This is a genomic window from Pseudomonas migulae NBRC 103157 (assembly GCF_002091715.1).
Taxonomy (GTDB): Bacteria; Pseudomonadota; Gammaproteobacteria; order Pseudomonadales; family Pseudomonadaceae; genus Aquipseudomonas; species Aquipseudomonas migulae_A.
This window is the reverse complement of record NZ_BDAG01000002.1, coordinates 55,288-79,526: the sequence shown is the minus strand read 5'-3', so window position 1 is coordinate 79,526 and position 24,239 is coordinate 55,288. Positions and strand designations below refer to the sequence as shown.

28 protein-coding genes and 4 pseudogenes are annotated in these 24,239 nt (G+C 57.1%); 18 read left to right on the top strand and 14 right to left on the bottom strand.

The features are described from left to right. Positions 1-24: 24 nt before the first annotated feature. Together PMI01S_RS02605 and PMI01S_RS02600 are read right to left on the bottom strand one after the other, a co-directional pair. A complete protein-coding gene (locus PMI01S_RS02605) occupies positions 25-495 on the bottom strand; it encodes a DUF2271 domain-containing protein (RefSeq protein WP_084317896.1) in 471 nt (156 codons plus the stop codon). A 92-nt stretch (positions 496-587) separates the two neighbouring features. Next, positions 588-911: a PepSY domain-containing protein gene (locus tag PMI01S_RS02600; RefSeq protein ID WP_084317895.1), complete on the bottom strand. Its 324-nt coding sequence runs from the start codon at positions 909-911 to the stop codon at positions 588-590. Between the two features lie 132 nt (positions 912-1,043). Here PMI01S_RS02600 and PMI01S_RS02595 point away from each other — a divergent pair, with 132 nt between their 5' ends. Together PMI01S_RS02595 and PMI01S_RS02590 are read left to right on the top strand one after the other, a co-directional pair. Beyond that, complete coding sequence (locus PMI01S_RS02595; protein ID WP_084317894.1) at positions 1,044-1,703, top strand: response regulator transcription factor; 660 nt, start codon at positions 1,044-1,046, stop codon at positions 1,701-1,703. Beyond that, the gene (locus PMI01S_RS02590) at positions 1,700-3,028 is read left to right on the top strand and encodes a sensor histidine kinase (RefSeq protein WP_084317893.1); all 1,329 of its coding nucleotides are present in this window, start codon (positions 1,700-1,702) and stop codon (positions 3,026-3,028) included. Before PMI01S_RS02595 ends, PMI01S_RS02590 begins: the two co-directional genes overlap by 4 nt. Positions 3,029-3,153: 125 nt before the next feature. Here the strand turns inward: PMI01S_RS02590 and PMI01S_RS02585 are convergent, their stop codons facing one another. Then, positions 3,154-4,233, bottom strand: coding sequence for an ArsO family NAD(P)H-dependent flavin-containing monooxygenase (locus tag PMI01S_RS02585; RefSeq protein ID WP_084317892.1), 1,080 nt, complete (start codon positions 4,231-4,233; stop codon positions 3,154-3,156). A gap of 338 nt (positions 4,234-4,571) precedes the next feature. Between PMI01S_RS02585 and PMI01S_RS02580 the strand changes: the two genes are divergently transcribed. From PMI01S_RS02580 to arsJ, 11 genes and pseudogenes are all read left to right on the top strand, one after another. Then, positions 4,572-5,069 carry a MarR family winged helix-turn-helix transcriptional regulator gene (locus tag PMI01S_RS02580; RefSeq protein ID WP_084317891.1) on the top strand — a complete coding sequence of 166 codons (498 nt, stop codon included), beginning with the start codon at positions 4,572-4,574 and terminating at the stop codon, positions 5,067-5,069. Between the two features lie 65 nt (positions 5,070-5,134). After that, positions 5,135-5,638, top strand: coding sequence for an arsinothricin resistance N-acetyltransferase ArsN1 family A (locus tag PMI01S_RS02575; RefSeq protein ID WP_084317890.1), 504 nt, complete (start codon positions 5,135-5,137; stop codon positions 5,636-5,638). 14 nt (positions 5,639-5,652) lie between these two features. Then, complete coding sequence (locus tag PMI01S_RS02570; RefSeq protein ID WP_084317889.1) at positions 5,653-7,008, top strand: FAD-dependent oxidoreductase; 1,356 nt, start codon at positions 5,653-5,655, stop codon at positions 7,006-7,008. Between the two features lie 328 nt (positions 7,009-7,336). After that, positions 7,337-7,750: an arsenate reductase ArsC gene (locus PMI01S_RS02565; protein WP_084317888.1), complete on the top strand. Its 414-nt coding sequence runs from the start codon at positions 7,337-7,339 to the stop codon at positions 7,748-7,750. Positions 7,751-7,758: 8 nt separating this feature from the next. After that, positions 7,759-8,115 (top strand): metalloregulator ArsR/SmtB family transcription factor, encoded by a 357-nt coding sequence (locus tag PMI01S_RS02560; protein ID WP_084317887.1) that lies wholly within the window; start codon positions 7,759-7,761, stop codon positions 8,113-8,115. 42 nt (positions 8,116-8,157) lie between these two features. After that, the gene (locus tag PMI01S_RS02555; protein WP_084317886.1) at positions 8,158-8,628 is read left to right on the top strand and encodes an arsenate reductase ArsC; all 471 of its coding nucleotides are present in this window, start codon (positions 8,158-8,160) and stop codon (positions 8,626-8,628) included. A 174-nt stretch (positions 8,629-8,802) separates the two neighbouring features. Continuing rightward, positions 8,803-8,976, top strand: a pseudogene (locus PMI01S_RS02550) (arsenical-resistance protein); the annotation flags it as partial. Continuing rightward, a complete protein-coding gene (gene arsH, locus PMI01S_RS02545) occupies positions 8,969-9,685 on the top strand; it encodes an arsenical resistance protein ArsH (protein WP_084317885.1) in 717 nt (238 codons plus the stop codon). The pseudogene PMI01S_RS02550 and the gene arsH, both read left to right, overlap by 8 nt. A 24-nt stretch (positions 9,686-9,709) precedes the next feature. Beyond that, positions 9,710-9,919: pseudogene (locus PMI01S_RS02540) on the top strand (protein-tyrosine phosphatase family protein); the annotation flags it as partial. A gap of 23 nt (positions 9,920-9,942) precedes the next feature. Beyond that, positions 9,943-10,947, top strand: a complete 1,005-nt coding sequence (locus PMI01S_RS02535) for an ArsJ-associated glyceraldehyde-3-phosphate dehydrogenase (protein WP_084317883.1) — start codon at positions 9,943-9,945, stop codon at positions 10,945-10,947. Positions 10,948-10,956: 9 nt separating this feature from the next. Beyond that, positions 10,957-12,177 carry an organoarsenical effux MFS transporter ArsJ gene (gene arsJ, locus PMI01S_RS02530; RefSeq protein ID WP_084317882.1) on the top strand — a complete coding sequence of 407 codons (1,221 nt, stop codon included), beginning with the start codon at positions 10,957-10,959 and terminating at the stop codon, positions 12,175-12,177. A gap of 132 nt (positions 12,178-12,309) precedes the next feature. Here arsJ and PMI01S_RS02525 read toward each other — a convergent pair whose 3' ends face one another. Then, on the bottom strand, positions 12,310-13,206 hold the full coding sequence (locus PMI01S_RS02525) for a helix-turn-helix transcriptional regulator (protein WP_084317881.1): 897 nt from the start codon (positions 13,204-13,206) through the stop codon (positions 12,310-12,312). 153 nt (positions 13,207-13,359) lie between these two features. On the opposite strand from PMI01S_RS02525, the gene PMI01S_RS02520 reads away from it, so the two are divergent. The 4 genes from PMI01S_RS02520 to PMI01S_RS32300 all read left to right on the top strand — a co-directional run bounded on the left by PMI01S_RS02520 (position 13,360) and on the right by PMI01S_RS32300 (position 15,827). Further along, positions 13,360-14,079, top strand: coding sequence for a cysteine hydrolase family protein (locus tag PMI01S_RS02520; RefSeq protein WP_084317880.1), 720 nt, complete (start codon positions 13,360-13,362; stop codon positions 14,077-14,079). 670 nt (positions 14,080-14,749) lie between these two features. Beyond that, on the top strand, positions 14,750-14,881 hold the full coding sequence (locus PMI01S_RS31935; protein ID WP_139273007.1) for a transposase: 132 nt from the start codon (positions 14,750-14,752) through the stop codon (positions 14,879-14,881). A 262-nt stretch (positions 14,882-15,143) separates the two neighbouring features. Further along, on the top strand, positions 15,144-15,602 hold the full coding sequence (locus PMI01S_RS02505) for a hemerythrin domain-containing protein (protein ID WP_084317878.1): 459 nt from the start codon (positions 15,144-15,146) through the stop codon (positions 15,600-15,602). 132 nt (positions 15,603-15,734) lie between these two features. Next, positions 15,735-15,827, top strand: coding sequence for a hypothetical protein (locus tag PMI01S_RS32300; protein ID WP_159439526.1), 93 nt, complete (start codon positions 15,735-15,737; stop codon positions 15,825-15,827). On the opposite strand, the pseudogene PMI01S_RS31930 reads toward PMI01S_RS32300, so the two are convergent. From PMI01S_RS31930 to PMI01S_RS02470, 7 genes and pseudogenes are all read right to left on the bottom strand, one after another. Continuing rightward, a pseudogene (locus tag PMI01S_RS31930) lies at positions 15,828-15,929 on the bottom strand (MBL fold metallo-hydrolase); the annotation flags it as partial. 86 nt (positions 15,930-16,015) lie between these two features. After that, positions 16,016-16,435 carry a DUF6691 family protein gene (locus tag PMI01S_RS02490; protein WP_084317876.1) on the bottom strand — a complete coding sequence of 140 codons (420 nt, stop codon included), beginning with the start codon at positions 16,433-16,435 and terminating at the stop codon, positions 16,016-16,018. Positions 16,436-16,437: 2 nt separating this feature from the next. Further along, entirely contained in the window at positions 16,438-16,872 is a 435-nt protein-coding gene (locus tag PMI01S_RS02485) for a YeeE/YedE family protein (RefSeq protein WP_084317875.1), read from the bottom strand. After that, complete coding sequence (locus tag PMI01S_RS02480; RefSeq protein WP_084317874.1) at positions 16,869-17,183, bottom strand: ArsR/SmtB family transcription factor; 315 nt, start codon at positions 17,181-17,183, stop codon at positions 16,869-16,871. The genes PMI01S_RS02485 and PMI01S_RS02480 overlap by 4 nt, the downstream gene beginning before the upstream one ends. 215 nt (positions 17,184-17,398) lie before the next feature. Next, positions 17,399-17,500: pseudogene (locus PMI01S_RS30845) on the bottom strand (OprD family outer membrane porin); the annotation flags it as partial. 31 nt (positions 17,501-17,531) lie between these two features. Further along, positions 17,532-18,008, bottom strand: a complete 477-nt coding sequence (locus tag PMI01S_RS02475) for a MarR family winged helix-turn-helix transcriptional regulator (RefSeq protein WP_084317873.1) — start codon at positions 18,006-18,008, stop codon at positions 17,532-17,534. A 110-nt stretch (positions 18,009-18,118) separates the two neighbouring features. Continuing rightward, complete coding sequence (locus PMI01S_RS02470; protein ID WP_084317872.1) at positions 18,119-19,462, bottom strand: spinster family MFS transporter; 1,344 nt, start codon at positions 19,460-19,462, stop codon at positions 18,119-18,121. Between the two features lie 325 nt (positions 19,463-19,787). On the opposite strand from PMI01S_RS02470, the gene PMI01S_RS02465 reads away from it, so the two are divergent. Then, the gene (locus PMI01S_RS02465; RefSeq protein WP_084317871.1) at positions 19,788-20,768 is read left to right on the top strand and encodes an AraC-like ligand-binding domain-containing protein; all 981 of its coding nucleotides are present in this window, start codon (positions 19,788-19,790) and stop codon (positions 20,766-20,768) included. Between the two features lie 18 nt (positions 20,769-20,786). On the opposite strand, the gene PMI01S_RS02460 is transcribed toward PMI01S_RS02465, so the two are convergent. From PMI01S_RS02460 to PMI01S_RS02450, 3 genes are read right to left on the bottom strand one after another with little or no spacing between them, the layout of a single operon-like run. Further along, positions 20,787-22,358, bottom strand: a complete 1,572-nt coding sequence (locus PMI01S_RS02460) for a methyl-accepting chemotaxis protein (RefSeq protein ID WP_235864409.1) — start codon at positions 22,356-22,358, stop codon at positions 20,787-20,789. Between the two features lie 15 nt (positions 22,359-22,373). Further along, positions 22,374-23,138 carry a class II aldolase/adducin family protein gene (locus PMI01S_RS02455; protein ID WP_084317870.1) on the bottom strand — a complete coding sequence of 255 codons (765 nt, stop codon included), beginning with the start codon at positions 23,136-23,138 and terminating at the stop codon, positions 22,374-22,376. A gap of 23 nt (positions 23,139-23,161) precedes the next feature. Beyond that, a complete protein-coding gene (locus PMI01S_RS02450; RefSeq protein ID WP_084317869.1) occupies positions 23,162-24,148 on the bottom strand; it encodes a ketopantoate reductase family protein in 987 nt (328 codons plus the stop codon). Positions 24,149-24,239 lie beyond the last annotated feature (91 nt).

Genomic DNA, 24,239 nt, shown 5'->3' with positions numbered 1-24,239 from the left:
TTCAGCCTCCAGAAATGGCGGGTGCTACAGATCGTAAGTAAAGGACTCGACGTAGGTACTGCCGGTCGCCGGCTTGCCGGCGCCGTTGGATGTCAACGGCACGCTGACATCGGCACGAGCGTCGCGTTTGTCCTCGACGGCGCTGTCGATGCGGATCTGATACCCGGCATCAATCAGGGTGTCTGCCAGTTCGACGCTGACTTTGAGCGTGCGCCCACTGCCGACACTGGCGCCGCTGACCCCGTCAAACTCGCTCGGGTTCATTCCGCTGCCACGGGCCCAGTCGCCCAGGTGCTTGTAGTACTTGGCTTTCTTGCCGGCCACCCAAAGGGTTTTCTGGTATTGGCCGTTGGCGTCGGTGACATAGATCGCCAGATAGGCATCATTGCCGTTGTAGTCCTTGAGCTGTGTGGTCAAGGTCACTTCACGAGCCTGGGCCAGACCCGGCAGGGCAATGGCGCCGGCTAGGCAGGTGGCTGCGATGATCTTTTTCATGAGGGTGTCCTTTTGATCGTTAGGTCGAGAGCCTGGACCTGCTTGCTGACAGCAACCTGAAGCGCAGGGAAAACTCATCGACAGGTGAGGCGTCATTCGGTGAGCGGGCTGCCGAGGTAATCCCTGGCATCGCCGTCGTCGCGGAAATGGATCTCGAGTGTGCGCAAACGCAGCGAGGCCGGTGAGTAGCTGGCTTCGATGGCGTTGCCTTTTCGATCCAGCCCCTTGAGCTCGTAACAACCGTCGTCGACCTTGATGCGTTGTACGCTCCAGCCGTATTGCCGTTCGACCTGCTGACGCAAGGTTTCCCGCGGTTGCCAGTCGCTCACCGGGTCGCTGCAATCGTCATCGGCCAGGGCGTAACCACTGAGCAGCAGGCTCAACAGCGTGGCATTGGCAATAAAACCTGTTTTCATGATCTGTCTCCTGCCGAGGTCGGCGTCTGTGGCATACCCTAAGGTGCATTCCTGACAACCAGCTGAATCTTCAGATTCACGTCAGGTAAGGCAATTAAGGTGCTGCACGACAACCATCACAGGAGCTGCCAGATGCGGGTTTTATTGGTCGAGGACGCACCCGGGTTGGGGGAGGCGGTGCGCGAGCAGATCGCCGATGACGGCCACGCCGTCGATTGGGTGCAGCGCCTGGACCATGCGCGCAACAGCGTGCGCACCACGCCTTACGACCTGATCCTGCTGGACCTGATGCTCCCGGACGGTCGGGGGCTGGATTTTCTGCGTCAGCAACGTTCGGCAGGGGACGTGACCCCGGTGATTATCCTGACCGCTCAGGATCAGATTTCCGATCGTATCGCTGGCCTCAACGCGGGCGCCGACGACTACCTGGTCAAACCGTTCGACCTGTTCGAACTCTCGGCCCGTGTGGCGGCGGTGGCCCGGCGCTACAGCGGCAACCCCAATCCACAGATCAGACTCGGCGACTTGCAGGTCGACATGAGTGCCCGCACGGTGTTGCGGGCCGGTGCGACGGTGGACCTGACCGCGCGGGAGTGGGCGCTGTTCGAAGCGTTTGTGCAGCGCCCAAGCGCGCTGCTGTCCAAGTCGCAACTAGAAGAGCGGTTGTATGCCTTCGGTGCCGAAATCGAGAGCAACACCATCGAGGTCTACATCAGTCGGCTGCGTAAAAAACTCGGGCGCGACCTGATTGAAACCGTGCGGGGCATGGGCTACCGGTTGATGTCCGCATGAAGCCGTCGTCAAGCCTTCAAAAACGCCTCGGCCTGGGGCTGACGTTGGGCACGACCTTACTGTGGCTGGCGGCCACCGTTGGCGCCTGGCTGGTGGTGCAACATGAATTGAACGAGGCGTTCGACAGCGCGCTGGAAGAGACCGCGCAGCGCATCCTGCCCCTGGCCGTGCTGGAAATCAGCAACCGGGAAAACCCCAGTGAGGCACAACATGTCGCCACCCTGAAAATGCACAAGGAATACCTGACGTATCTGGTGCGCGATGCCAAGGGCGAGATCCTGATGCAGTCCCACGACGCCAACCCGAAGATCTTCAACCAACAACCGGCCGAAGGCTTTTCAACCACAAAAAAATACCGTTTGTACGGCGCCAGTGCGCTACGTGAAACAGTGTTTATCGAGATTGCCGAACCTCTGGAACACCGCCGTGAAGCGGCACGTGAAGCGTTGCTTGCCTTGTTGTTGCCATTATTGGCGCTGATTCCCATCAGTCTGTTAGGCACGTGGTTGTTTGTGCGCATCAGCTTGCGCAGTGTATTGGCCTATCGTCGTGCCGTGGAGACTCGTGGGGTGGGTGATCTGTCGCCGATCAGCGGGGCGCGATTGCCGGCGGAAATCGCACCACTGGCGGAGGCGGTCAATCATCTGCTGGAGCGCTTGCGCAAGGCTTTGGAGAGCGAACGCAGCTTTACTGCCAACAGTGCCCATGAACTGCGTACGCCACTGGCGGCGACCCTGGCGCAAATCCAGCGACTCCACCAAGAGGCGCCCGAGGGCCCGTTGCGAGTACGTGCGGCGAAAATCGAAAACGCGTTACGCGAGCTGGCGCGGCTCTCGGAAAAACTCATGCAACTGGCCAAGGCCGAAGGCGGTGGCCTGTTGTCCGAAACGCCTCAGGACCTCATTCCGTTGCTTGCCCATGTGGTTGATGAGTGGAACAACCGTAGTGGGCACCGGATCAAGTTGCAGCTGCCAAACCAGACCTGCGTGTACTCGACCATTGATCCGGACGCCTTTGGCATCCTGTTGCGCAACCTGATCGAAAATGCGCTGAAGTACGGGGCAGCGGATCAACCGATCGATGTCAGTCTCACCGAACAGGCACAGCTACGGGTGGTCAATAGCGGCCCGGCGGTGCCGCAGTCGGTATTGCAGCACCTGACAGAGCGCTTTGTGCGCGGTCACAGTGAAATCAGTGGTTCAGGGCTGGGGTTGGCGATTACCAAAACCATCGTGCAGGGGGTCAACGCGAGAATGAAATTGTTTTCCCCTGCAACAGGTCGAAAGGAGGGGTTCGAAGTGTGCGTCTGGTTACCGCTTGCCTAGTTCCAATCAAGTCGTCAGGCGCCACTTGGCTTTTTCTCAGCGTCGAGAATAACGAGCGAAAGTTGAGTTCGGCGCTTCCACAGGCTCATTTCATTCGTGTCCTCTACTCCTGGGGGGTAGGCGCACTAGTGCACGGACGGATCGCCAAGATAGGCGGCGATCTCATTGACTGTGCTGCGTGCTGTGCGTGTTACACCGATCAGCGTGGCGGAAGCCGAACCTGTCCACTCGCCATAGCCCACCAGCCATAGTCTTGGTTCCTGGATCGAGTGAGTGCCGTCGACCTTAACGCGACCTTCAGTGTCGATCACCCCCAACGTATCCAGATGCTGAAGTGCGGGCCTGAACCCGGTACACCAAATGACCGCGTCCACTGCAGATTCAGATCCATCGGCCCACATCACGCCATCGCGAGTGAAACGTTCAAATGGGCGTACAGACTTGAGAGCATCACGCTCACGGGCTTCTACAACGGGTGGCACCATGACGATGTCTCCCAACCCGCCGACCGGCTGGTCAATGACACGCCCCTCTTGCTGGGCCTTCAAGCGCTGAGTGGCGCGCTCGAACAGCACCCGTCCATCCACATCGTCAGGCAAAAAGACCGGTTCAGTGGCGGTTACCCAAGTGGTCTCGGCGACCTTGGATACTTCTGCCAGAATCTGCGCTCCTGAATTGCCACCACCCACCACCAAAACCTTCTTGCCAGCAAACGCTTGTGCATCGACATAGTTCGCGGAATGCAATTGCCGACCGGCGAATAACTCGACATCAGGGTAGTGAGGGATATACGGATTGCTCCAAGTGCCGGTAGCGCTGATTACAACCTTGGCATCCCAATACTTGCCGTCAGAACGTACTCGTAAGCCAGACTCTAAGCGTTCCACGGAAACGACCCGAACCGGGCGCTCCACCGGAAATTGGTAGCGCTGCTCATATTGGTTGAGATAGTCGATTACATGATTTCGTGTGGGATAGCCTTCTTGCGCGGGCGGCATCATCCAGCCGGGTATTGAACTCCAGGTGGCCGGAGAGAATAAGCGCAGCGAGTTCCAGCCATGCCGCCAGGCACCACCGGGCTCTTCCTCTGCGTCGAGGATGACGAACGAAAGTCGAGTTCGGCGCAGGAAATACGCTACCGCCAAGGCTGACTGACCTCCACCGATAATGACTACATCTCGTTGGTCGCTGGGTGAAGGAGTCATGGTGGAAACCTAAAGTCGATGCTGGGCGGTAGCCAGTATAGCGACCCAACTTTGAATCCAACTGATCTAGCTCATAGGTTGAGGAGGCTGATCGACATTGATTAAATGCTTCGAATGACTGCCGGCGAGGACGCTCCCGCTACCAGCAGTCCCCAGGACAGGCCGCCCACCACACGGGTGATGGGCCATCCTGTCTCTTTGGCTATCGGAGACGCAAGTACTGTTGTCACCTACAACAATCTGGAGCTTTCGTTTGACTGACGTCAACCGGAGGTCGGTGTTGACGATTCTTGGATGTCGGGATTATTGTTGCAGCTAACAACTAAATTGTGACGGTTATGGCAAAGGGTAAAAACGAGCAGTTAACTCAGGATTCTGAAGACTTGTACGAGGCGTTGAACCAGCTCGTTCGCGTCCATCAGTTCCGTGATCGAGATCGGATCTGCTGTTACGACGTATCGGTAACCCAGTGCTATGCGGTCGAAACACTGGTCAAAAGGGGAGCATTACGCCTTCAGCTCTTGGCGGAAGAAATGTTCTTGGACAAGAGCACGGCGAGTCGCGTGATCGATACCCTGGAACGCAAAGGGTATGTGTCCCGCGTTGAGGATGATGAGGATCGGCGAGCGGTGCGAATTCAGGCAACGGATGCTGGACGTGAGCTATACGCGAAAATCAGGGCTGATCTGATTGCCGAGGAGCGAGCGATGATCGAGAACCTCTCGGCCGAGGCCAGGCAGGGAGCGTTGAGTTTGCTCAGGCAGATTACGCGGGCCACAGAGATTCGCTGCGGGCTTGTGAGCGAGTGCTGCCCAGCCGTGAAGAACAAGGATTGAAAAGGGAAGAAGTTCCCTTTTTTTGCCAATAATGTTGTTACTACCAACGTAGTGGAGCTCCAATAATGCGAGTTCGTTTAGCTGGGCCCAGGGATGCCGTTTCAATAGCGGCCATCTACAACCAAGGGATCGAGGAACGTAGCTCTACGTTTGAAACGCACCCTCGAACTTCGGCAGATATGCTTGATCGCATCCGCTCAATGGAGCGTTATCCAGTGTTGGTCTTGGTCGATGAGGCGGATCAGGTTGTTGGATGGGCAGGACTCAGTAGTTATCGCGCTCGTGCCTGTTACGACGGTATTGCGGATTTTTCCATTTACCTGGACCGCAGTGTTCGCGGCCAGGGGCTCGGCAAGCTGTTGCTTCAATCGCTGCTGGAGGAAGCCGAAGCTCGCGGATTCTGGAAAGTCCTTTCACGCATTTTTACCTTCAATCACGCCAGCATTGCATTGTGCAAAGCCTGCGGTTTCCGCCAAGTGGGTGTGTATGAAAAACACGCCTGCCTGGAAGGACGCTGGCTCGACTGCGCGATTGTCGAGCATCTGTTTCCGAACAATCAGCCAGCCTGAAAAAGGAGTCGATCATGGAAAGCACTCGCCTACCAGTTGCCATCATTGGAGCGGGTCCGGTGGGCCTCGCCAGCGCTGCCCACCTGCTGGCCCGAGGGCTCACTCCGCTGATTCTGGAAGCGGGTCCGGAAGCTGGGGCGAGCATTGAAGAATGGGCGCATGTGAAGATGTTCTCTCCGTGGCAGTTCAATGTGGACAAGGAGGCGGCCAAACTTCTGCTGGCCGATGGTTGGACTCCACCACCGGAGAACGAGTACCCAACGGGTCGTGAACTGCTGGACCGGTTTGTTCGACCTCTCGCGGACCTCGAACAGATCAAGCGTCACTTGCAGCTTGATTCCCGTGTTCTGGCAGTCACCCGCGTCGGACAGGATGTGATGAAGACCCAAGGCAGATCGACAGCTCCTTTTTTGCTGCGTGTCGCAGGGCCATCGGGTGAACGGGATGTGTTGGCCAGCGCTGTCATTGATGCCTCGGGCACCTACCGGACACCAAACTGGATGGGTGCCCATGGCATCCCGGCCTTGGGCGAGATCGAACATGCAGCGCACATTGCGTACGGCATTCCGCAGGTGCTGGGTCGTGCCCGGAATCGTTATGCCAACAAAAGAGTGTTGGTGGTAGGTGGTGGTCACTCCGCGTTCAATACTCTCCAGGACCTGGTGCGCCTGACCCGAGAGGCGCCGCAAACCAAAGTGTTCTGGGTGATCCGAGGTAATTCCCTTGAGCGCATTCTGGGTGGTGGTGCAAATGATCAGTTGGAAGAGCGCGGAAAGCTCGGTCTGAAGATTCGCCAGTTGCTGAATGACGGCGTGATCGAGTTGTTCAAAAACGTCGCTATCGATCAGGTTGTTGGCGATGGCGAAGGACTGGCCGTGAAGGCGGGAGAGCAGTTACTTCCACCGGTGGACGAAATCATTGTGGCGACTGGATTTCGCCCTGACATGAGCCTTCTCGCCGAGCTGCGTATCGCACTTGATCCAGCGACCCAAAGCGCAGTGCAGCTGGCTCCAATGATTGACCCCAACGAGCACAGTTGCGGTACGGTCAGACCCCACGGCGCGATAGAGTTGGCCCATCCCGAGCAAGGCTTGTTCGTTGTGGGGATGAAGAGCTATGGCCGGGCGCCTACGTTCTTGTTGATGACGGGGTATGAGCAGGTTCGGTCTGTGGTTGCGGCATTGGCGGGCGATTGGGATGCCGCCAAAAGGGTGGATCTGGTCCTCCCGGAGACCGGCGTATGCAACTCGGATTTCGATGAAGCCGATGATCGCTCGAAGGCTTCTGCCAGTCAGGCGTCCTGTTGCGGCGCGGGAGGAGCAATCCCTGAGGTCGTACCTCGTAGCTCGCCGGGTTGTTGCAAACCCTAGTGCCCAACCACCGAACTCGTTCTAGACGACAGGGACGGGTTCGGAGGGGGCTTCCTGTTTCTTCTGCATGTCCAGGTCGTCCTTGAACCCAGGAGCGACCTATTTCTGCGTAAGTGACAGATTCATTACAAAAACCATATATGCACCGCCGGGGTTATCCGAAAAGACCCGGCAAGCGATTGACGTGGCTGGCGCCTAAATACAGAGCTTTCATTGAAGGTGGTCGGCGGAATCCAATCGTTTTGACGGATTAATCCGTCGTTGACTCTTTACCTCGTATACGGAAAAACATATATTCGCTAAGCCATATATCAGCCAAGGCTTCACAATGACCAGCAAAGCCCGTGTCCTGTTCGTCTGCACCGCCAACGCTGCTCGCTCCCAGTTGGCCCAAGCGTTGTTGAGACATACCGACTCAGAGCATTTTGAGGCATTCAGTGCCGGCACAACTCCGACTCAGGTAGATCCGCGTACCTTTGAGGCGCTCTCACACATCGGTGTGAGCGGCGAAGGGTTACGCAGCAAGTCGATAGACGAATTCCGTGGTGAGCGTTTCGATTACGTCATTGCCTTGTGTGATAAATCCGCAGCCGAATGCCTGTCTTTACCTGGATCAGGTGAAGCATTGGCCTGGAGTTTTGAGGACCCGGTGACCAGCACCAAACCCGATGCCTTCCGCCACACCCTCCACGAGATTCATGAGCGCATCAAAATGTTCGTCTTGGTCAAAAACAAACATTGAGAACCGATATGGCTGACCATCTGACACCGACCACTGTTTTCAAATGCCTGGCTGACGACACTCGGGTGCGCACGATGTTGCTCATCACCCGCGAAGGAGAGCTGTGTGTTTGCGAGCTGACCTGCGCATTGAACGAGAGTCAGCCCAAAATCTCCAGGCACCTCGCACAACTGCGAACTTGTGGCCTGTTGTCAGACCGTCGGCAAGGCCAATGGGTTTATTACCGGCTGCACCCGAATCTTCCTGACTGGGTTCATCAAGTGCTGACCACCGTGCTTCAAAGCAACAAGCACTGGTTGAGTCCCGATGCCAAACGGCTTGATGAAATGGGTGACCGTCCTGAACGTGCAGCCGTGTGCTGTTAACGCTGGATCGTCTGATTCCGCCTTCGACTACGAGATCGTTCGATGAAAATCTTGTTCCTCTGCACTGCCAACAGCTGTCGCAGCATCCTTTGTGAGGCAGCCTTCAATCACTTGGCACCGCAAGGCATGAAAGCCTGCAGCGCTGGCAGTCAGCCTAAAGGCGAGGTGCATCCACTGAGTCTCAAGACGTTGGAGAAAGCTGGTATTTCTACGGCCGGGCTGTTCAGTAAGTCCAGTGATGTCCATGTGAATCTGGCTCCCGATTTCGTCATCACGGTGTGCGACAAGGCGGCCGGTGAAGCTTGCCCGGTATTTTTTGGACCTGCCACCAAAGCCCACTGGGGGCTGGCTGATCCTTCGGAATACCGCGGGACTCAAGCCGCGATCGAGGCGGCTTTCGAAGCCACTTTGGAGCAGATCAAAACCCGTATTGAAGCCTTCCTTGCCTTACCGCTTTCCCAACTGGGCGCCGAACAGCTCAAGGCAGAGCTGGCCCTGATTGGTACGTTGTAATCACAGGAGCAATGATCATGAGTCAAAGCCGCTGACCCTGTGGATTTTTCTCGCCATGACCTTGGGCATTGGATTAGGGAGCCTGTTCGAAGGCTGGCCGCGGTGGCTCAACAGTCTTTCTGTGGGTACAGCCAACATCCCGATTGCTATCGGCTTGATCGTGATGATGTATCCGCCGTGGCTATTGCCACCTTCGGCCTGGCATCCCCGGTCGCCTTTGCCACGGTGATTGGTCCGCTGGTGGAAGTACCGGTACTGATTTCTCTGGTTGGTGTGACCCTTTGGTTGAAACGCCGCTGGTTTGATGAATCCAAGAGCGCCGTTGCGCAGGACAAAGACTATGTTTGATGATCATCTTCCCCAACTCGAAACCGAACTGGTTGATCTCCCATCGACTGACAAGCTCGGTATCGAAAAGACCTCGACCCATAAGCCGCGCATTTTGCTGTTGTACGGATCGACCCGGGAGCGCTCCTTCAGCCGTCTGCTGGTAGAGGAAGCCGCTCGACTGCTGGAACACTTCGGTGCCGAGACGCGGATTTTTAATCCGTCCGGTTTGCCGCTGCCAGATGATGCACCCGACGATCATCCACGCGTGAAGGCGCTGCGCGACTTGGTATTGTGGTCCGAGGGACAGGTCTGGTGCTCTCCAGAGCGTCACGGAAATATGAGTGCAGTGTTCAAGGCGCAGATCGATTGGGTGCCATTGGCGATGGGCGCGGTACGCCCGACCCAGGGCAAAACCCTCGCGGTCATGCAGGTGTGCGGCGGTTCCCAGTCATTCAACGTGGTCAATCAGCTGCGAGTGCTGGGACGTTGGATGCGCATGTTCACCATCCCCAATCAATCCTCCGTGCCGAAGGCCTATATGGAATTCGATGATAACGGCCGGATGAAACCTTCTCCTTTCTACGACCGCGTCGTTGATGTGATGGAAGAGTTGGTGAAATTCACGCTGCTGCTTCGCGACCGTCAGGACTATCTGGTGGATCGTTATTCCGAACGCAAGGAGTCGGCGGAAGAACTCATGAAACGTGTCAATCAGCGCTCCATCTGAGGATTTTTCACCGTGCAACAACATCAGCTGCCGATCGAAGGGAAAGCCATTGCCATCCATTGCAAGGGCGGCTCAGGGCGTACTGGTTTGGTCGCCGCTCAACTGTTGATCGAGAGCGGTGTGCCATTCAGCGATGCCCTCCGCGATGTTCAGTCGTTGCGACCACGCGCCATTCAACATCCCGCACATATCGAATACATCGGCCAGTTCGACACCCCGTCGAACTCCCACTGACAACAGACACAGAGCACAACAACATGACTATCAAAGTTGGCATCAATGGTTTCGGTCGGATCGGTCGCCTCGCTCTGCGAGCATCCTGGAACTGGCCAGAGTTTGAATTCGTGCAGATCAATGATCCAGCAGGTGATGCAGTAACCCATGCGCACCTGATCAACTTCGACTCTGTGCATGGTCGTTGGCACAACGAAGCCAGCGCAGAAGGCAATCAAGTGGTGATTGGCGGCAAGCGCATCAAGGTGACCGCGAACAAAGCGATTGCCGACACCGACTGGTCGGGTTGCGATCTGGTGATCGAGGCCAGCGGCAAGATGAAAACCGTGGCGGTGTTGCAGGCTTACCTGGATCAGGGCGTTAAGCGTGTAGTGGTCTGCGCCCCCGTGAAGGAAAAAGGCGCGTTGAACGTCGTCATGGGCGTCAACCATCAGTTGTTCAAACCGGCTGAACATCGCATCGTCACCGCGGCTTCTTGCACCACCAACTGTCTGGCGCCAGTGGTGAAAGTCATCCACGAAAAGCTGGGCATTCGTCACGGTTCGATCACCACCATCCACGACCTGACCAACACCCAAAGCATCCTCGATCAGCCGCACAAGGATCTGCGCCGTGCGCGTGCTTGCGGGATGAGTTTGATTCCGACCAGCACAGGCTCAGCCACTGCTATTGCTGAAATCTTCCCGGAACTGCGTGGACGCCTGAATGGTCACGCGGTACGCGTGCCGCTGGCCAACGCTTCGCTGACCGATTGTGTCTTCGAGGTCGAGCGGGCCACCACTGTTGAAGAAGTGAATCAGTTCCTCAAGGAAGCCTCAGAGAACGAGCTGAAAGACATCCTGGGTTTCGAGGAACGTCCACTGGTGTCCATCGACTACCGTACCGACCCGCGCTCATCGATTATCGACGCGCTGTCGACCATGGTCATTAATGGCACCCAGGTCAAACTCTATGCTTGGTACGACAATGAGTGGGGCTATGCCAACCGCACCGTCGAACTGGCCAAAATGGTCGGTCTGGCAGACTAGGGAGCGGTCATGAAAGCGTTGTCAGCCCTTGCGCCGGAAGTGCGGCAGTACCTGCTCGTCACGGGCAATTACTGGGCCTTCACCCTCACCGACGGCGCCTTGCGCATGTTGGTGGTGTTGCACTTTCACGCGTTGGGCTACAGCCCACTGCAAATCGCGGCATTATTTCTGTTCTACGAACTCTTTGGCGTGATCACTAACCTGGTGGGGGGCTACCTCGGCGCTCGGCTGGGTCTGAACCGAACCATGAACATCGGGTTGGGCCTCCAGGTCGCGGCACTGCTGATGCTGACGGTTCCGGTAGCCTGGCTAACCATCCCGTGGGTGATGGGCGCCCAGGCGCTGTCGGGGATTGCCAAAGACCTGAACAAGATGAGTGCCAAAAGCTCCATCAAGCTTCTGGTGCCAGGTGGGCAGCAAGGCAAGCTCTACCAGTGGGTGGCTATCCTCACCGGCTCGAAGAATGCACTCAAGGGTGTCGGCTTCTTTCTTGGCGGGGCCTTGTTGGCACTGATCGGATTCAAAGGCGCCTTGCTGGCCATGGCGGGAGTCCTGGCGCTGATCTGGATCAGCAGCTTGATCCTGTTGAAGAGGGACCTGGGCAAGGCCAAAGCCAAGCCAAAATTTCGCGACATCCTCTCCAAGAGTCGGGCGATCAATATCCTCTCAGCGGCCCGAATGTTCCTGTTCGGCGCCCGAGATGTCTGGTTTGTGGTGGCCTTGCCGGTGTACCTGAGCAGCGTGTTCGGCTGGGACTTCTGGGAGGTTGGCGGCTTCCTTGCAGCCTGGGTGATTGGCTACGGCATCGTGCAGTCCTTCGCGCCTAACATCACCGGAAAGAAACGTGGGCACGTACCGGATGGTCGTGCGGCATTTCTGTGGGCACTTGCACTGGCAGGGCTGCCTGCGGCCATTGCTCTTGGACTGAACACCGGGCTGTCACAACAGGTGGTATTGCTCGGAGGATTAATGGTCTTTGGCGCGTTGTTCGCAGTGAATTCGTCGCTGCACAGTTACTTGATCGTGTCCTATGCCAAGGAAGACGGCGTGTCGCTGGACGTAGGGTTCTATTACATGTCGAATGCCATGGGGCGGCTGATCGGCACGGTGCTTTCCGGTTGGGTTTATCAGGTGTTTGGGCTGGGCGCGTGCTTGTGGATATCGAGTGCATTCGTTCTGCTGGCAGCTTTGATTTCAATCGCATTGCCTCGTCATGCGTCTTGTGAATGACCGCTTCAGCCGATTGCTGCCTCTCACTCGGGGCGACAAACGACCTCACAGCAGGCATTGGCTGGCAGCGGTCAACGGATGAGATTTTCCCAAAACCAGCGCAAAAGCCCACACTCATTCGATATCGGTCGACTAAATATCGTAGGCCGTAGATTCTGCGTGGTTTTGTGCCGCTTGCACGTGTGCCGTCACTGATGGCTGTACTGCATTGGCGTCGCGTTTCAGCCACTCAGCAGGAGGGTAACCAATCACGTTCAGAAAGCTCTTTGAAAAAGACGCCTGGGAACTGTAGCCGACTGACTCAGCAATCACCTTGATCTGAACTCCCTCACGAAGCATGTCCTGCGCCACCTTCATCCTCCATGCGGTGACGTACCCCATTGGCGATATCCCCATAATCTGGGTGAAACAGGCAGAAAACTTCGACCTGGACATGTTCGCCAGGCCGGCCAGTTTCTCGACGCTCCAAAGCGCATCCGGTCGTAAATGGATTTGGTTGAACACCGCGCCGAGGCGCCCGTCCTGAAGGGCAAAGAGCAATCCACTGGATATCAGCCCGTCTGCAACGGCACGCCTCACGATCAGGACAAATATGTATTCCAGCAGCAGGTTCAGCGCTTTGGCTCTTCCTGCACTGCAGTCCTGGAATTCTGCGAGTAGCGCGCCAATCACCGGGCTTAGATTCACTAGCTCCCTGATTGGAAAAATGAGTGTTTCTTTGAGCCCGAGAGGGAAGGGTTGCAGTGTGTTTCGTCCAAATTGAAACGAGGCGCAAATTAACTCAGATCCCTCAACCGTATTGGAGCGCAGTTGATAGCGACAACTGCTCGGACAGAACAGCACGCTGGGCTCGGCAATGGAAATCTTTGGCAACCCAGGCTGAACCATGTCGATACCGCCCTGACTGATGACATGGATAAACGCCATACCCGGCGGCTTATCGAGGACAAGGGTGCCATCGACCCGACCAGAGAAGAAAAGCCTGCCCTGAAGGTTCGTGCGTTCGAAGAATTCGGACAGGATATCCATGATAGCGACGACCAGATAAAGACTGTGTACGTGCTGACAAAACCGGATCAGAACGTGGAGATAGGATGAAGTTCTCGCCGATGGTAAACAACGGCCCGATGGGGCGCCATGGCATAGAGCGACTTTTCTTACCTACGATCGGAGTCAATTGTCATGAGCAACGACACACCACGCCTCGCACATTACGCAGATCCAGCCAACCCTGCGCTGCCAAATCCAGGTATGAAAATTGACCTTTCCCGGACTGCTCTGGTGGTCATCGACCCACAAATCGATTTCCTGAGTCCCGAAGGTGTGAGCTGGGGGGTATTCGGCAAGAGCATCGTCGAGCACGACGTGGTCAATCACCTCGGCCAGTTGTTCGCCGCGGCTAAAGATGCGGGCATTACCGTGGCTGTTTCGCCGCATTACTACTACCCGTGCGACCACAAATGGCAATTTGGCGGGCCGCTGGAAAAGGTCATGCACAGCATCTGCATGTTCGATCGCAAGGGGCCGCTGACCCTCGACGGTTTTGAAAACTCCGGTGCCGATTTCATGCCGGAGTTCAAGCCGTACATCCTCGACGGCAAAACCATCATTGCCTCACCGCACAAGGTCTACGGACCGGAAACCAACGACCTGGCACTGCAACTGCGCAAGCACGGTGTGTCGCAGATCATTTTGGCAGGCATGGCGGCCAACCTTTGCATCGAGTCCCACCTGCGGGAATTGCTAGAGCAGGGTTTCGAAGTGGCTGTGGTCCGTGATGCTACCGCTGGCCCGACCACCCCGGAAGGGGACGGTTATCTGGCCGCTCTGATCAACTTCCGCTACATAGCCAACGCTCTGTTGACGACGGCGGAAACTGTCGAGTTGCTTCAAGCCAAGTAAGGTCCATACGAGCCGGCTGCTCGCTACTTGCGACGCAGCCGTCTGGGAGTATCGGAAATGCCCAAGCTCCATCGGCGATTTCGCCAGCGAACTTCTGCGGTCATTCAATCCGCAATTACATGCGCTATTGCTACCGCCATAGCCAGTCCATCAAACCTTTCGGCCAGCCAGTTATTTTCGTATGGATTCAAAGCCTGGTTGATTGCCTGGATAACGATCGTACCATTCGTGTTACTTGCGACACCGCTGATAGGGCGGCTGACGTCGATTGTGGTGCGAGAGGATTCTTAAGATCCACCGGCTGAATTGGGAGACGCTGTTTCGACGTATTTTACAGCGGGTCAGATTGAATTGAGACTAATAGGTGAGTGTCAGAAAATAACTGCCAGACCTAGCTAACGATATGAAAAATCAGACTTGGGTGCTTCTCTCGATCGACATTTCGATTCGTTCATAAAATTCCTTTAACGCGGAATGCCCACTTCTGGCCAATTTTTGCCTGTTTTGAGGGGCTGCAAATGGCCGAGGCTGTGTAAAAAAGTTTGGAGCATTCCCAGGCGCCTTCGTCGAGCATCTGCGTTGAAATCCCGCACCCGCGTGGCACCGTCAAAGTGAACGGCTCGACCGAAAGCGCTGCCGCCCGCGCCACCTTTCTGCGAGGCCTGTTGCGATGATTCGCATCGACGCCATTGGGCTCGCCAACGAGCCGATGGACATGCGCGCCGGTATCGAGACGGCATTAGCCCGTGTCATTGCTGTATTCGGTGCGGCTACCGCCGCAGCGACCTGTTTAATTACCTAAGGATGTTCAACGAAAGTTTACCGACATCCCGTAGATCAAATGATGGTGTGAATGCTCGCTTGATATTTCAATTTTTTCCAAAAGCGGCTCATTTTTTTGGGATGAACGCTTAGTGCTCGCCCTATACTGAAAAAGTAAAGTAATGCTGGTGAACGCATTGGTAAAACATTGAAAACTAAGGAAGTTTAACGGTATCGATATCCTTGGACGCTGCTGGTAATAATATCTTCTGTTTTGTTTGGTGTCGTGAAGAGGGTTTTTTATGAACGTCTTATTAAACGAACTTCACGCCTATCATCATGACGTGTCAAAAAAAATCAGTCAGATCAAAGAGTTGCTGAGGAAAATGAGGCATGAATCCGATGGCGCTGACGACAGTAAGCGGATGTTCGAGATGCTTGAATCCTTGCATGGTGATGCAGAGCGGCACCACCATGAAAATGAAGAACTGATCCGGCGAGCGTTGCTAGCCACTGAGGCACCGATCCACCAACGGGTCAAAGATATAGAGCGAGATCATCAGGCATTTGGGCGTATTGCTGGACAGCTGAAAATGTTGGCGGGTACAACAAAGGACACAAGCGTAATTGCTGACACCATCGATGATTTCATCCAAAAATATTACGATCATATGGAATCTGAAGAAAATATCTTCTTTCCGGCGGCAGATAAGTGGTTATCAGATAACCAATGGCAGGACATAAAGCGTCAATGGCAGTAATTGAAATTCACTGGGCGTTCCGTCTATCGACGTCGGCCCCAAGCGCGATATCGTCGCCTACAGCACGCTATGCACGCACATGGGCTGTCCGGTTGCCTATGACCCAGGGCAAAAGGTGTTCAAATCTGCATCGTGGGTTGTGGATATCACGTGTACAAATGGCCGGTAAATCAGGAGGGTGGATGTCCACCCGAGGAGAATGCACTCGGGCGGCGCGTGAACTGAAAAACCAGCGTCCCCGATTAGATAGGTCTTGCAGGCCGGTGTAGGTCCCGGTGTGTGGATGGCGTGCGCTTCGATTCCTCCGACCAAAAAGCGCTCACCGTCTGCAAGAGGTGTGGCCTGATGCGCGATCGTAGTCGAGCACCGATCACACCGGACGGACTGAGTTCGTTTTCATGGCGATCTCCCGATCAATGGCTGCGCCGGCTCTCCAGCACAGTAAACAACAACATCCCGGCCAGCATGGCCAACATGAACACGATTATTTGCCAGTGCCCTGTCAGCAGAATTGCCACTGCGGGGCCAGGACAGATGCCCGCTATTCCCCAGCCGATGCCGAACAACAGGCTCCCGCCAATCAAGCGCGGGTCCAACTCGCGTTTGACCGGTAGCTGCATTGGCCTTCCCAGCAGCGAACTGGATTGTTGTCGCGCCCAGGTTAGCGGGCCAACGGCTATGCCAATTGCCCCGACCATGACCAACGCCAAGGAAGGGTCCCAGGCGCCGGCTAAATCCAGGAAAGCGAGTACTTTGCCGGGGTTGGCCATGCCTGCCAGAAGCAGGCCCAGGCCGAACAGCAGGCCAGCAATGAATGCGGTCAGTTTGGTCATGTTCAACCCCCCAGCAGATGACGCAAGACAAACACCGTGGCAAAACCACTGAACATAAAACACGCGGTGGCGACCATCGATCGTGGCGAAAGGCGCGATATGCCGCATACCCCATGGCCACTGGTGCAACCTGATCCGTATCGGGTGCCGATGCCCACCAAGACACCGGCGACGATCAGTCCGAACCAGCCACTTTTGAACTCGATCTGTGGCAGCGTGGTGAACAAGCCCCACAGAAGCGGCGCGATGAGCAGACCCAGGAGAAAAAGCGCTTTCTCACTCACCCCCTCGCTCCCACGCTGTAAAAGACTGCCGATCAGGCCGCTGATGCCTGCGATACGCCCGTTGGCGACGACGAATAGACTGGCCGCCAGGCCAATCAATGCGCCACCGGCAAGGGATGACCAGGGAGTGAAGTTGAGCCAGTCGATACTCATGAAATTTCTCCGGCGCAAAAATGTTGATACAGGGTTTGGATGACTGCCAATGCTGCGGGACTGCTGATGCGATAGAACACTTGCTTTCCGTCACGGCGGGTCTCCACCAGTCCTTCGCGACGAAGCACTGCCAGCTGTTGAGAGAGCGTCGGTTGCTGTATCCCCAGCAGTGACTCGAGATCGCTGACATTGCGCTCGCCTTGGGATAGCTGGCACAGGAGGATCAAGCGATCCGGATTGGCCAGGGCTTTAAGGAATTGGCTGGCAGCATCGGCATTGGCGTGTAGCTGCTGGAGATCTGATTCGGGCATACGATTGATCGCTAATTCGTCAGTTTGCTAAATTATAGTATATAAAAAAGCTAAGTGTTTAGCGGCGCTGATTGGCGCTGATCACTGGCATGAGAGATCGGGAGGCAAGTCACAGGCTATAGGCGAGGCCCGGGTGTTGGCGCCGACATCGCATTGACCTGATTCCTCGCACCGATGCCTGTTCTGGATCAGTGCCGATTTTGAGATGGGTTAGTCAGGCCGGGAATCCTGATCTTCGCAAAGTCATAGCCATGGCGATCCTGCCATGTGGTTTCCCCGGCGCGCTGGAACGTGCCGATCATCGATTCAGTCATGAATAGGCGATCCCGCAGCGTTGGTCGTTGCGGGTCAGTCTTCCGGCAGGTTGTTGAATATTTTTTCCAGTGTTCCGTTCAGTTTGGTGATCTGGGCCTCGGTCAGGCCTTTGAAACTTGTGCGGAAGATATCGCTGGTGCCGTGCTGGATTTCTTCGATGGTATGGCGGCCGACATCGGTGAGTGAAACCTGAGTCACGCGCCCGTCGCTGGCGCTGGTGTTGGTCTCTACCAGGCCGTCAGCTTTCATGCGATAGACAATTTTGGTGATGGTCGAGAGCTTCGCGATGGCATGGATGGAGATTTCCGAAATGCTCGACTCGCCATTTTCCTTGAGGATGAACAGAATCCGCCAGCGCGGTATGTCCATATCGATTTTTTTCAGCGCTTTCTCCATGGCCATGGAGTAGCGGCCGTGCAGGCGAGCCAGCCAGTAGAAGGGGAACTCTTCCTTCTTGAAGTCTTCGCTGGCGGGGTTATATCGGCTCAGACGCTTTTTCGGGGTGGTCATAAAGGTTGGCGTAGTCTTTCAAGTGAGCGGGTTTGATCGCGGGCGTCATTGTCGCGCCGCCCGCGGTAAAAAACCAGCAGACACGCCGTAGCGTGCCTCAGGTAAGGACGTCAGGCCAGGCCTTCGTGTTTGAGGCTCTCGCGGAAGTGTCGGCAACCCTTGATCAGCAAGAGCAGGGTGAGTGCGACTGCGAAGGCATTGAGCAGGGAAATAGACGAGCCGACCATGGCCGGACTCTGGAATAGCCGGTCGGTGAGCAGCGCGACCAGTGTGGTACCAAGACCCAGGCCGATCAGGTTGGAAATCAGCAGGAACAGCGCGCTGATCTGCGCTCGCATCTGATTGGGCGGCAGGATCTGCATGGCGGCGGTCGAGGCTGGCATGGGGAACGAAGCGAAGAACATCGCCGGTGCCAGCAACGCCACGGACATCCACAGTTCGCTGACCTGGGTGAACGCGATGGCGGGCACGGCCATGCCGATTGCCCCGATGACCCCCGCGCGGATCGGCGCATCGCTGTACCCTTTTTTTGCCAGCCAGTCGATCAGCCAACCACCACAAAACACGCCACTGGTATTGGCCAGCAATACGACGATCCCGAGCATGTAACCAGCATCGCTGGGGGCCAGGGCGAATTTGCGTATGTAAAAGGCCGGGGTCCAGCTAAGCAGGCAGAACAGCGTCATCGCGTAGAACGAAAATCCCAGGTAGTGGCAGAAAAAGGTCTTGCGGTGCACTGCCAGGAACGTGAACGCCTGTTTCATGCCGGGCGCATGGACCTTGCCTTCGGCGTCCAGTTTCAAACCCTTGCGAGCCGGGTCGCGAATGGTCAGGGCAATCAACAGGGCAACGAGTATGCCCGGCAGTCCCACCAGGAAAAACGTCACCTGCCATGGCCGCATTTCGCCCAGTAGCGGTACGGCGACACTGTCGAGGTTCTTCAGCAAGTCGATGACGTAGCCGCCAATCAGAAAGGCCACGCCGCCGCCGATGAACGAGCCGATCGAGTAGATCGCCACGGCGCGCCCGAGTTTTTCCCGGGGGAACATATCGCTGAGCATCGAGTAAGTGGCCGGCGACAGCGCCGCTTCACCAATCCCGACACCGATGCGCGCCATAAACATCTGCAGGAAGTTTTTGCTCACTCCGCAGAGGGCCGTCGCCAGGCTCCAGAACGCGATGCCGATGGCGATGATTTTCGGTCGGGAAAATTTGTCCGCCAGCAGCGCGATGGGCATGCCCATGAAGGCATAAAACAGGGAGAAAGCCAGGCCGTGCAGCAGGCTGAACTGGGTGTCGGATAACTGCATGTCGTGTTTGATCGGTTCAATCATCAACGCCAGGATCTGACGATCGATGAACGAAAAAATATAGGCCAGCATGCAAACGGCAACGACATACCATTCGTAGGCATAGCTTTTACGGGTGACCTCGGTCGGTGTTTTGCTGGTCATGCTGTTTGGCCCCTTCAGGGTTGGCAATCAGTCAGTCGGCGGCAGCGGTTCGCAGTTGGGTGTATGGGTGACGCCGTCGTTACCCGAGCGCCTTGCCCTGGTGCGATTATTGGTTTTGTTGTGCGGCTCCAGGTTGCCAATGGCTTGGCATATGTGTGCTGCAGGACCTTTTTAAGCCCTTGTTTGCCTTGACTCTATGCCTCAGGCGCAGAGGCTGTTCCGGGCGCGCAGAAAGCATTTGCATGGTGTGAAAATTGCTTTCCATTTCCACTAAGTTATCGATGTGCCTGCGGGCAACGGTGTCATTTTCTGGAGGTGCTTCAGCATGTTCGATCAACACTCTACGCTCCGTCATCATTGCCTTTTGAGTTCCGGCGGGTTTGGCGAGGTCAAGGATCGGGTCAGTCATTACCTGTGGCCTCACCAGATGAAAATGCAGCAGGGTGGCGCCCTTCAATCGCAGCTGTACGGCGTGTTTTTCGGCAGCTCGGCATTGTTCGATCTGCACTACGGTGCACCGGTGGAAATCGACGCCGGCGATATCAGTGACTACTACCTGATTCGGGTCACCCTGGAAGGCAGCGGCATGGTCAGCCTGGGCAAGCAGAGCGCGATTTTGCGCAAGGGCGGGCTGACGATTTCGTCGCCTTCCGAGCGCAGTTTTATCCGTATCGACAAGGATTGCCGCAACCTGATTTTGCGCGTCGATCGCCAAGCCCTCGAGCGTCAGCTGCAAGTTTTGCTCAACCGGCGTTTGCGTCAGCCATTGGTGTTCGACATTCAGGTCGACGCCGAGCATCAGGGCATGGCGCCGGTAAGGACCACCCTGGATTACATCTGCCAGCTCTATGGCGACGCCAGCCAGACGCTGATGACCTCAACCATGGGCGGGAGCCTGTCGGACTATTTGCTGTCGGTGCTGCTGACTCAGTTGCCGCACAATTATTCGGTCGATCTGCTGCAAGACCAGCGCCAACCGATGCCTCACCACGTCAAGAAGGCCCGTGACTACATCGAACAGCACCTGGCCGAACCGATTGCGCTGGCGAGCCTGGCGCAGTTCTGTGACGTGTCGATCCGCACCTTGCAAAATGGCTTCACACGCTTTCTTCAGCAAACCCCCAGCGACTATGTCCGTACTCGTCGACTGGCCTTGGTTCACGTAGCCCTGCAGCAGGCCGGGCCGACCGACAGCGTGACGGATATCCTGTTGCGTCACGGGGTCGCCAGCTTCGGTCATTTCGCCATGCAGTACCGCAAGCAGTACGGCTGCCTGCCTTCCGAGACCCTGCGACGTCAGGCCTGATGCATGAGGATGAATTGCTCAGCCCTTTAGAAAACGCTGGGCCAGGTCGAGTTGGGAGTTGGCCAGTTGATGCAACTCCTCGCCGATCTGGGTACTGCGACGGGACTGATCGCTGCTGATTTGCGCCAGGTTCACGATCTGGGAAATCTGCCCATTGATCTCTTGCGCAACTTGACCTTGCTGTTCGATGGCCGAGGCCATTTGCAAACTCATGCCGGAGATCTGCCCGACTTCCTCGCAGATACGCCGCAATGCGGTTTGGACCTGCGATACGTCTTCGCGTGATTCCCGCGCAGCCGATTCGCCGCGTTGCGCGGTGGCGAGGGCCAGGGCGCTGCCGTCACGCAGTTGCTCGATCGAGCGTTGGATTTGTTCAGTGGATTCGCGGGTGCGGGTCGCGAGGCTGCGTACCTCGTCGGCGACCACTGCGAAACCGCGTCCGGTCTCGCCAGCGCGGGCCGCTTCGATGGCCGCGTTCAGCGCCAGCAAATTGGTCTGCTCGGCAATGCTGCGAATCACATGCGCGACGCCGCTGATTGATTCGATCGATTCCGCCAAGCGGCTGACGGCCTGGCCAATTTCCTCGACCGAAGTGCACAGGCCGGTCATCGAACGCTGGCTTTGACCGGACATCCGGTCACCCTCGCGAGCCAGTCGGTCGACGGCTTGTGTGGCCTCGGCCCCCTGTTGCAGGTTGCGCGACAGTTCCTGGATCGTGGTGCTCATTTGATGGACCGCCGCGGCGGACTGCTCGGCTTCTTCAAGTTGCCGTTGCAGGTGCCCGGACTGGGTCTGTACCAGTGTCGACGATTCTTGCGCACGTTGACGCACGGTCTCGCCGTTGATCCGGATACGCGCCATGACCGTGCGCATCCGTGTGTTCTGGCTATTGAGGGCCATGTCAAAACGGCTGGCGAGGCTGGCGCTGCCGTCCTGAAGCGGTGCCAGCAAGGCGTCGCTGTAGACCTGAGCATGGCGCACCATGATCCGGGAGACATCCGCGCGCTGTCTGGCGCGCCATTGCCAGATCGAAGCGAACACGCCGCCAAGCACCAGCAACCCCGGCGCCAGGTCGATCTGTCCGCCGACAATCGCGCCAGCCACCCCAAGTCCCAGCAACCAGGCGATACCCTGGCTGCTGGCATGTTCCTGCACGCGGCGGGCAAAAGTCAGCGGGCCGTGGCCGTCATTCAAGCGACGATAGAGTTTTTCCGCTCGCAGGCATTGGGAGGCGTCCATCGGGTGATACGCCGTGCCCAGCGCATTCAGTTGACCGCCCTCCAGCAGTGGCACCACATAGAGATTGCACCAGAACGTCGTGCCCTGTTTATCGCGACCCATCATGGGCGCCGTCCAGGGCACACCGCTGCGCAAGGTCTCCCACATACGTTCAATGACTCGCTTGGGCATCAGCGGATGATTGATCAGCTCATGCGGCTGGTTCAGCAGCTCCTCCCGGGCGTAACCGCTGAGCGCCACATAAGCATCGTTGCAGGCGATCAGATGGCCGTGAACATCCAGGCGCGAGATCGGTATTTCTGGCTGCGCCGCAACGATGACCGGCGGCGTGTATTCCTTTGACTTAGCCACTGAACGCTCCCGCTATTACCAGCACTGGCCGCGTTCGGCGCGCATTTTGCGAACCATGGCGTCGAAAAATTTCACAGCGAAGCCGCTGTCCCGAATGAGCATGGCCGTGAGTTCGGCACACTTCTGGCTGATCGCTTCCGGCAGCGGGTTGTCCTCACCGCCCAGAGCGCCGGCCTGGCACTGGATTTCGGCGGCGCGCTGCACTGTCCACAGCAGGAAGAAGGCCTTGGCAATGCTGCTTTCGCCAACGGCAATGCCGTGATTGCGCAGCACCAGGATGTGCTTGTCGCCAAGGCTGTCGATCATCCGTGCTTTTTCGTCATCGAACAGCGTGATGCCTTCGAAGGTGTGGTAGCCGATCCGTCCGTAGAGTTGTGCGCCGTAAAAGTCATTGTGGGCAAAACCGGCCTTTTTCATGACGATGGCCGAAATCGGCGTGGTGTGCGTGTGGATCAGGCACTGAATGTCCGAACGGGCACCGTGCACCGCGCTGTGCAGGGCGAAACCGGCGGGGTTGCCGTCGTAGGGCGAGTCCTCGAGCTTCTTGCCGTGCAGGTCGACCTTGAGCAGGTTCTCTGGTGTCACTTCGGTGTAATTGAGGCCGAACGGGTTGACCAGATAATGGTGCGCCGGGCCGGGAAGGCGTGCGGAAATATGGTTGAAGATCGTCTCGGTCCAGCCGAAGAAATCCACCAGGTGGTAACAGTGCGCAAGTTGCACGCGCAGGGCCCATTCTTCGTCGCTGTACGCGTGCGGTTTTGCCAATTGAGTGTGGTCCATGTCGGAGTCCTTGTCGTAGTGATTCAGTGACGGGCCTGTTCGCCGCGAAAGCGTGCCAGGGCAATGAGGTGTCGAGTAACGGGCATCGGGATCGCCATGCCGTCGGCCAACTCCAGCACCGCGTCGCCGATGGCGGCCAGCTCCAGTGGGCGGCCTTTCTCATAGTCCTGCAGCATTGAAGTGCGCACGGCGCCCATGCCGGCGCCGAGTTCGAGAAAGGTCCGTGGATCGATGCTCACGCGCGCGCCGTACGCGGCGGCCGTCAGCAAGGCTTCGTGCAGGCAACTGCTGACCAGGTCGCGTAACTCCGGCAGGCTGTAAAGCTGATCGAGCGTCGCGCCGGTAATCACCGAGAGGGGGTTGGAGGTGAGGTTGGCGATGATCTTGGTCCACAGATTGTCGCGGATGCGGTCGGTGGCTCGTGCTTCGATGCCGACACTTTCGATCAGTGCGCGCACACGCTCCAGGCGGGGGCTGAGGCGGTTGTCAGGCTCACCAAAAATCATCAGGTGCGGGGTGTTCGATTCAGCCACGGCATTGGCCGGGCAGTGCGCGGTGATGAACACCACGCAGCCGATCACGTGGCGCAGGTCCAGGGCCTGGTGGAGCGTCGACTGCGGATCAACCGCGTTCACCCGTTGCCCGTCGTAGCGTCCGCCTTCACCGTGGAAGTACCACCACGGCACACCGTTGATCACCGGGATCACTACCGTTTCGGCGCCGATCATCGGTTGCAGTTGCGGCAGCAGACTGGCCAGGGCTTGTGCCTTGGTACAGAGGAATATCAGGTCTTGCTCGCCAAGGCTGGCAGCGTCGTCGCTGGCCTCGACTCGCACATGATGATGACCGTCCAGATCGGACAGGTGGATGCCGTCACGGCGGATGGTCGTCAGGGTTTCACCTCGGGCCAGTACGTTGACCGTATGGCCGTTACCCGCAAGGCGGGCCGCCAGGGTGCAGCCGATGGCACCGGCACCGGCGATGCCGATGCGCAAGGAGGAAGCGTTCATCGTGACTCCGGATTATTCACAAGGGACGATGGGTTGTTGAACACAGCACCAGTCCCCTGTAGGAGCCGGCTTGCTGGCGATAGCTTCCGAT